8 protein-coding genes are annotated in these 7,650 nt (G+C 27.8%); 1 reads left to right on the top strand and 7 read right to left on the bottom strand.

Annotated features, from left to right (window positions below; translation table 11 throughout):
• The 4 genes from VLM92_RS03970 to VLM92_RS03955 all read right to left on the bottom strand — a co-directional run.
• Positions 1 to 360, bottom strand: a 360-nt coding sequence (locus VLM92_RS03970; protein WP_325275050.1) for a DUF3867 family protein, incomplete at its 3' end; no start/stop codon positions are given.
• A 58-nt stretch (positions 361 to 418) separates the two neighbouring features.
• Positions 419 to 1,327 (bottom strand): LD-carboxypeptidase, encoded by a 909-nt coding sequence (locus VLM92_RS03965; protein ID WP_325275049.1) that lies wholly within the window; start codon positions 1,325 to 1,327, stop codon positions 419 to 421.
• An 18-nt stretch (positions 1,328 to 1,345) separates the two neighbouring features.
• A complete protein-coding gene (gene alr, locus VLM92_RS03960) occupies positions 1,346 to 2,509 on the bottom strand; it encodes an alanine racemase (RefSeq protein WP_325275048.1) in 1,164 nt (387 codons plus the stop codon).
• Between the two features lie 299 nt (positions 2,510 to 2,808).
• Positions 2,809 to 4,101, bottom strand: a complete 1,293-nt coding sequence (locus VLM92_RS03955; RefSeq protein WP_325275047.1) for a Gfo/Idh/MocA family oxidoreductase — start codon at positions 4,099 to 4,101, stop codon at positions 2,809 to 2,811.
• A gap of 177 nt (positions 4,102 to 4,278) precedes the next feature.
• Between VLM92_RS03955 and VLM92_RS03950 the strand changes: the two genes are divergently transcribed.
• Positions 4,279 to 4,626: a RidA family protein gene (locus VLM92_RS03950; protein ID WP_325275046.1), complete on the top strand. Its 348-nt coding sequence runs from the start codon at positions 4,279 to 4,281 to the stop codon at positions 4,624 to 4,626.
• 74 nt (positions 4,627 to 4,700) lie between these two features.
• Here the strand turns inward: VLM92_RS03950 and VLM92_RS03945 are convergent, their stop codons facing one another.
• From VLM92_RS03945 to VLM92_RS03935, 3 genes are read right to left on the bottom strand one after another with little or no spacing between them, the layout of a single operon-like run.
• Positions 4,701 to 5,687 (bottom strand): biotin-dependent carboxyltransferase family protein, encoded by a 987-nt coding sequence (locus VLM92_RS03945; RefSeq protein WP_325275045.1) that lies wholly within the window; start codon positions 5,685 to 5,687, stop codon positions 4,701 to 4,703.
• Positions 5,688 to 5,712: 25 nt separating this feature from the next.
• On the bottom strand, positions 5,713 to 6,396 hold the full coding sequence (gene pxpB, locus VLM92_RS03940; protein ID WP_325275044.1) for a 5-oxoprolinase subunit PxpB: 684 nt from the start codon (positions 6,394 to 6,396) through the stop codon (positions 5,713 to 5,715).
• A gap of 16 nt (positions 6,397 to 6,412) precedes the next feature.
• Entirely contained in the window at positions 6,413 to 7,645 is a 1,233-nt protein-coding gene (locus VLM92_RS03935; protein ID WP_325275043.1) for an NRAMP family divalent metal transporter, read from the bottom strand.
• Between the last annotated feature and the right edge of the window lie 5 nt (positions 7,646 to 7,650).

Genomic DNA, 7,650 nt, shown 5'->3' with positions numbered 1-7,650 from the left:
ATAGAATCCGGCACTTTTTTTAATTGATTCTATATTTTCACTAGTCATATTATTAATATCAACATTTCCAAACCCTACACTTGATGAATCTATTCCAAAGTTTTTAAGTTGTTTTTCTACTTCTTCAGAATCCATACCATATCTCTCCATGAATTTTTTTTGTATATTCATAAATTTTTCTTGAGATATATTATTTTTTTGCATATAATCAAATATTTTCCTTGAGAATTCAGCCATTGTTAAGCTTCCATCCATAACAGAAAAATATAAATTGTATATATATTGTTCAAATTTATCTACATCAGAATCTTTGACCTTATTTTTTAAATCATTAAAATCGATTATTCTATCATCAGACATATCTATTCCTCCTAGCTAACGTTTTTCTTGTATATGATTATAACATATTTAAAGTAATTTACTTCATAAATTTAACTATTTGGTCATTAGCATTTATATTACAATGTGTTCCTAATGGTAATGTTAACATAGGCATACAATGCCCTGCTTGTAAATTATATATCGAAGGTTTTTTGACCTTCTGTGATATTTCTTTTAATAAATCAATTATATCATTATCATCATCATTGAATTTCATACAATCATTAAAATCTCCATATATTATTCCATTACAGTCATTAAGTTTACCTGCATGATATAGATGCATAAGCATTCTATCTAACTTATATATATATTCTCCAATTTCTTCAATAAATAAGATTTTATTTTTTGTATTTATTTCATACCTAGTTCCAAGGCTAGATATCATAAGAGATAAATTTCCCCCAACTAATAAGCCCTCTGCTTGACCAGGATATATTGTGTGTATTTTTTCTTCAATTGGATTTTCTATAATTAATTCTTCTTTAAAATTTAATGCATTTAATAAAGAATCATACGTAAATTCATCCCATTTTTGAGCTGTATAAGCCATTATCCCATGATATGTTGATAAATTACACATTTGATTAAATACAATATGAAGTGCCGTAATATCTGAAAATCCTATAAATATTTTAGGATTTTCAGATATTATTTTATAATTTATTTTATCTAATAGTCTACTAGTACCGTAACCTCCTCTTAAACACATTATTGCATCTACTTCATTATCCACAAACATTTTTTCTATGTCTTTTGCTCTAGTTTTATCATCCCCTGCTAAATATCCTTTATGCTTTAGATAACAACTTTCTCCTACCTTAACCCTATATCCATATCCTTCTATAGCCACTTTTATTTCTTCCATATTTTTTTTTCTTAGTGGACCTGATGGAGCTATAATCCCTATTGTATCTCCTATATTTAAAGCTTTAGGTATATTCATATTTATCCCCCTTAATAACTAATATCTTATTTTGTTACTTAACTCATCTACAATTCTTGCTATTTCTCCATTATTTATATATACTTTTATAACTCTTTTTGACACTCTTGCTAGAATTTCATTTTTATTCGTATTTGCAATTTCAGAAAGCTGAGACAAATTAGGCCCATTTTCTCCATAAAATACTACATCTTCTTTATAATCCTCTTCATTTAAATTTGATATATCTATAATACATTGATCCATACACATATTACCTATAATATTAGCTTTTTTTCCATTTATAACTACATGCCCTTTATTGGATAGCCCTCTAGGAATACCATCTGCATATCCACAAGCTACAATACCTATTTTCATATTTTTTTTAGCTATAAATGTAGAATCATAACTTATACCTTCACCTTTTTTAATATCTTTGATTTGTACTATTTTTGACTTAAATGTCATTACATTTTTTAATGTTAAATTTTTACTTCTTGAATTGTATCCATAAATACAAGCACCTACCCTTACCATATCCATATGAAATTTTTCATATTTACACATTGCTATACTATCACAAATATGTTTTATTGGTATTTGTTTAACTTTGATTAATTCACTAATAGCATATAAAAATTTACTATGTTGAATATTATCATTATGTTTATTTGAGAGAGATAAATGAGAAAAAATTCCTTCTATAATGAAATTATTACACTCTATTATTTCTATAATATTTTTTAATGTTTCTTTATCTTTTTCAAAATCTCCACTAATTTTAAACCCTAATCTATTGAATCCTGTATCTATTTTAATGTGAACTTTACAAAGTTTATTTATTTGCTTACATTTATTGGCTATTTCCTTACCATAAGTTTTGTCGAATATGGCTATAGTTATGTTATTTTCAATAACTTCCTTAATCGCATCTTCAGATACATATCCCATTACTAAAATAGGTAAGTCTATATTATTATATCTTAATTCAAGAGCTTCTTGTAACGATGCAACACATATATAGTCTATATTTTCATTCTTTATAAAATTTGAAATCTCAATTGATCCATGTCCATACGCATTGGCTTTCAAAACTACCGCTAACTTAACTTCGTCACCTATAAAACCTCTTATTTGCCTAATATTATATTTTAAGTTATCTATATTAATTTCAACCCATGTCGGTCTTGAAATATACATTTATTCACCTCATATTCAAAATATAATAATCTTTTTTCTGTTTGTATTTCATTCTAAATATTCTATACTTTAAAGTATAATGATATTACTTCAGTTTAATGTATAATGATATTAATTTTAAAATGAAATTTAATAGCATTATATTAAAATATATCTAAGTACTGGCATATAAGGTATTTTCCGAATTATAGACTGATCAGAAACTAATCTTAATAGCTAGTTTTATAGTTACTATAAAGATTAAATTATGAAAGAAGTAGCATCTCCATAATTGGATGCTACTTCTTTCATAATTTTTATTATATTAAAGTTTCTTCTATTTCATTTGTCATATAAGCTGCATCTTCAAAAAAATCTTTTATACATACTACTTCTTCACTTATTCTTGAATATTCTGAAGCAAAAGCAACTATATGGCTTTCTATAGCATCTTTTACACTACATGCATATTTAGGTTTAATTCTTCCTTTATTATCAATTAAGCTTATAAAGTCTTTTATAAGCTTTTTATCTCCTTCTGTATAAAGATCTACGTTTTGTCCTACATGTATAGTTTCCTCTTCTTGCTGTGTGAATTTTTTAATTTTTATTTCATTTTTTAAAAGGCTTCCACCAACTTCTCCATGACTAAACATTAATTTTATAGTTCTATCGCATTCTTTTGTAAACGCAGATAAATTAAACGTTGCTGTTACATCATTTTCAAATTCTAATATACTAACCATATTATCTACAACATTATTGTCACACCTATATACACATCTTCCATAAGGGCCTTTTTCTAATATTTGTTCTAAATTTTCTTTAGTTGGATTAATATGTAATGCATAATTTATATATCTATCATTCTTTAAATATATTTTTTTAGCTGAATAAGGACATTGCTCCTCTACTCTACAAGTAAAACAATTTTCTCCCATATTTTCTTTAAAGTGCTCATTATTTAAATGCTTTAATCTTCCAAATGAAGCTATCTTCCTACACTTACTTCCTGTAATATACATTAATATATCAATGTCATGACAGCTCTTATTTAAAATTAAAGGACTTGTATCACTCTGATTTCTCCAATTCCCTCTTGTGTAACTATGTACAAAGTACTCATATCCTATATTTTCGTTATGTTGAATACTTATTAGTTCTCCTAAATCCTCATCGTCTACTATTTGCTTTAATTTATTAAAAAATTCAGTATATCTTAATACATGACAAGTCATAAATACTTTATCACTGTATTTTTCACTTAAATGTTTAAGTTTCACTAACCTATCTAGTGTGTTTGCTACCGGATTTTCTAAAAGAACATCATACCCTTTTTCTAAAAGTAGCTTAGCATTATCATAATGGCTGTCATCATTGCTGGTTATTATTACTGCATCTGCAATTTTTTCTCCTTCTAAAAAATCTTGTATACTTTCAAACACTTGATTTTCTTGTATATTATACTTATCTGCAAATAATTCTCTTCTTCCTTTTTTAGGCTCTACCACTGAAACTATTTTAGATTGATTAGGATTTTCATATATGTATGGTGCATATCCATATGTTCCCCTTATTCCTGCACCAATCATAGCGATTTTTACTATTGCCATATTAACTTCCCCCTTTAAATACTTAGATGCATTTCAACTATCTATAAAATTATTATATTATAATTTCTCATTTATTGCATATATTCATTTATTTTTAAATTTCTTAAATATTTTCATGCAATCAATATAATTATATATTATAATTTATATTGTCAAAATTTATTGGAGGTTTTTATAATGGAAATAAAAAGATTTGAAGGTACTGGAAGAATGAGCAGAGCAGTAGTTCACAATAATACAATTTATCTATGTGGACAAACTCATGCTGAAGGAAACATAAAAGAGCAGACTGCTGCTGTTTTAGATAAAATTGAAGATTTATTAAATAAATATGATTCTGATAAAAGGCATATTTTATCTGTTACAATATATGTAAAAGATATGAATGATTTTGCAGATATGAATGCTGTATGGGATGCATGGATTGAAGACGGTTTCGAGCCAGCTAGAGCTTGCGTCGAAGCAAAGATGGCAAGAGAATGTTTGCTTGTTGAAATGAGTGTTGTTGCTGCTGTTAAAAAATAATATTATCAATTTATATTGGTTTAATAATTAAATTTTAAATAAAAATGGGATTTGTATACAAATCCCATTTTTATTTATACTGCAATATATTTAAAAACCTTACCTCTTACTTTTCTTACATATATCATATTTTTATATATACTTTTTATCTTTAATTCTTGCTGTTTTAATAATCTATGAGCTTCATATATATCTATTAGCTCAAATTTTATACTATCATTAGGTTTAGCTTGAGCTAATTTATATAAATCTACACTTATTACATTTCCTATTTTAGTGTATCCTCCACTAGTTTGTCTATCCGCTAACATTATTATAGGCTTTCCCTGTCCTGGTACTTGTATTGCCCCATAAGATATTCCATCTGATATTATGTCAGCACCTTTTATATGTTTTATACTTCCACCTTCTAATCTACATCCCATTCTATCTATTTCATTTGTTACTTTATATTCATTATTTAAAAATTTATTTATTTCACTTTCACTAAAACAGTCGAATTGAGGTCCCTTAACTATTCTAAGAACTATATTGGTATCATATTTAGGTATATATTCATCATCGATCCTTTTGTTAATAGTAAAATCGCGTTCTTCAAAAAAGGTATTTATATAGTCACCCTTTTTAAGTCCTCTTCCTGAAAATCCTCCAATTTTACCTCTTGTGTATGTTGACTTACTTCCCATTACAATTGGTACATCTATTCCTCCAGAAATTGATATATATGCTCTTACCCCTGACTTTGCGCCTTTGAATGATAGTATATCTCCAGGATTTATTTCATAAGACCTCCATATATCAATCTTTTTACCATTTAAATTAGCTCCTAAGTCTGCTCCTGTAATTGCTATTTGAGTACATTCATCAAACTTAATCGTAGGTCCAACCATTAAAACTTCTAAAGAAGCTTCATTTTCATCATTCCCTACCAATATATTTCCTACTCTATGAGCGTATTCATCCATTGCACCACATCCAGATACTCCATATTGACCGTATCCTACTCTTCCTTTATCTTGTATTAGAGTTTGAAAACCTCCTAATTCAACTTTAAATCCCATTTTTTTCACCCTTTTTATTTAAATTTCACATTTTTTCTATTTTTATAAATTCATCTAAAGTTATAGGAACAAATTTTATAAAATCTCCTGCTCTAAGTAAAATTTGTTGTTCTCTATTTTCATCATATAATTTTATTGGAGTTCTACCTATTATTTGCCACCCTCCAGGGCTATCTATAGGATATACACCAGTTTGAGATCCTGCTATGCCTACACTACCTGCATGTATCTTAGTTCTTGGTATTTGAAGACGTGGTGTTGCTATTCTTTCATCCATCCCGCCTAAGTAAGGAAAGCCTGGCGTAAAACCTAACATATATATTAAATACTCTTTACTTGTGTGTATTTGAATCACTTCGTCTACAGTTAAATTATTATGATTTGCTACAGTTTCTATATCTATTCCAAACTGCTTATTATAACATACTGGAATCTCATGAATCTTAGGTTCTTCCAGTTTTATATATTCCAGTTTTTGTTCTAATTCCTTTACTTTATTAATTAAATTATCATACTCTATATTTAGTGGATTATAATTTATCATTAAGGATCTATATGTTGGTACCATTTCTGTAACTACATTTTTAAGACTTGATTTTTCTATAACTTTCATTAATGATATTACTTTTTTATTGATACCTTCATTTATTTCATTTCCAAATTCCACAATTATACTTTTATCGCCACCTAAAAAATACTTAGTTTCCATCATCTCTCCTCTTTCTTTACACAAATATAGTTCCTAAGCTTTGCAGTGACATAACTCCAGCATATGCAGATATTAATACTACAGCAATACCAAATATTAAAAGCCATGTAGGATGATTATATTCTCCTACTATATCCTTTCTTTTTGAAGCTATAAGCATTATTCCCAATGTTATCGGAAGAATAAGTCCATTTAGTGATCCCGCTATAATAAGTAGCGTTGCTGGCTTCCCTATAAATGCCATTATAATTGTTGATATAGCTATAAATCCTATTATAAAATATTTCTCATTTTTTTCTACAAACGAATTTAATGTCTTTAAGAAAGATACTGATGTATAAGCTGCTCCTATAACTGATGTTATTGCAGCCGCCCATAATACTAACCCAAAGAATTTGTATCCTATTTGACCTAAGCTGTGTTTAAATGCTGATGCTGCTGGATTTGATGAATCTAGCTGTAAACCTTTTGATACTACTGCAAGTATCGCTAAGAATAAAAGTGCTCTCATCATAGTTGCTACTAATATTCCTAAAAGAGATGATTTAGTTATTTGATTTATATTCTCCTTACCTGTTATACCTGCATCTATTAATCTATGGCCTCCTGCAAAAGTTATATATCCTCCAACACTTCCACCTAAAAGAGTTATTATTGGAAATATTAAATCATTTGTATTTTCAGGATTTACTACTCTATAAACTACTTCTTTGATTGGTGGTTGATTAAATATTGCAACATAACCAACTATTATTATCATACCTAATGCTAAAAACTTTGTTATCTTATCTATAAGTGAACTAGAATTTTTTGATATGAATACAAAAATAGCTATAAGTCCACTTAATATAGTAGCCGTCACAATATCTAGATTAAACATTACATTTATTCCAAGCGCTGCTCCACCAACATTTCCTATATTAAAAGCCAATCCCCCTAAAACTACTAAAAATGCAACAAAATAACCTAACCCAGGTACTATTTTATTTGCTATATCTTGACCTCTAAGGCCTGATACACCAATTACTCTCCATACATTCACTTGAGCTCCAGCAAATAAAATTGTAGTTATCGCTATTACAAACGAAAAATTCGCCCCCAAATTTTGAGTAAATTGAGCCGTTTGAGTTAAAAATCCTGGTCCTATTGCAGACGTAGCCATTATAAATGCGGCCCCTAATAATGCATTTATATTTTTAGACTTTTCACTATCATTATTTTTTGTTTCAATAGTATTTTTTGCATCCATTTTAT

This window comes from Romboutsia sp., assembly GCF_035470145.1.
Taxonomy (GTDB): Bacteria; Bacillota; Clostridia; order Peptostreptococcales; family Peptostreptococcaceae; genus Romboutsia_D.
This window is presented reverse-complemented; position numbering and strand designations above follow the sequence as displayed.

What these genes read in the sequence shown, in the direction of transcription:
- VLM92_RS03950 (WP_325275046.1), top strand. Translation starts at nt 4,279, where the DNA reads ATGGAAATAAAAAGATTTGAAGGTACTGGAAGAATGAGCAGAGCAGTA.
- VLM92_RS03965 (WP_325275049.1), bottom strand. Translation starts at nt 1,327, where the DNA reads ATGAATATACCTAAAGCTTTAAATATAGGAGATACAATAGGGATTATA.
- VLM92_RS03935 (WP_325275043.1), bottom strand. Translation starts at nt 7,645, where the DNA reads ATGGATGCAAAAAATACTATTGAAACAAAAAATAATGATAGTGAAAAG.
- alr (WP_325275048.1), bottom strand. Translation starts at nt 2,509, where the DNA reads ATGTATATTTCAAGACCGACATGGGTTGAAATTAATATAGATAACTTA.
- VLM92_RS03955 (WP_325275047.1), bottom strand. Translation starts at nt 4,101, where the DNA reads ATGGCAATAGTAAAAATCGCTATGATTGGTGCAGGAATAAGGGGAACA.
- pxpB (WP_325275044.1), bottom strand. Translation starts at nt 6,396, where the DNA reads ATGGAAACTAAGTATTTTTTAGGTGGCGATAAAAGTATAATTGTGGAA.
- VLM92_RS03945 (WP_325275045.1), bottom strand. Translation starts at nt 5,687, where the DNA reads ATGGGATTTAAAGTTGAATTAGGAGGTTTTCAAACTCTAATACAAGAT.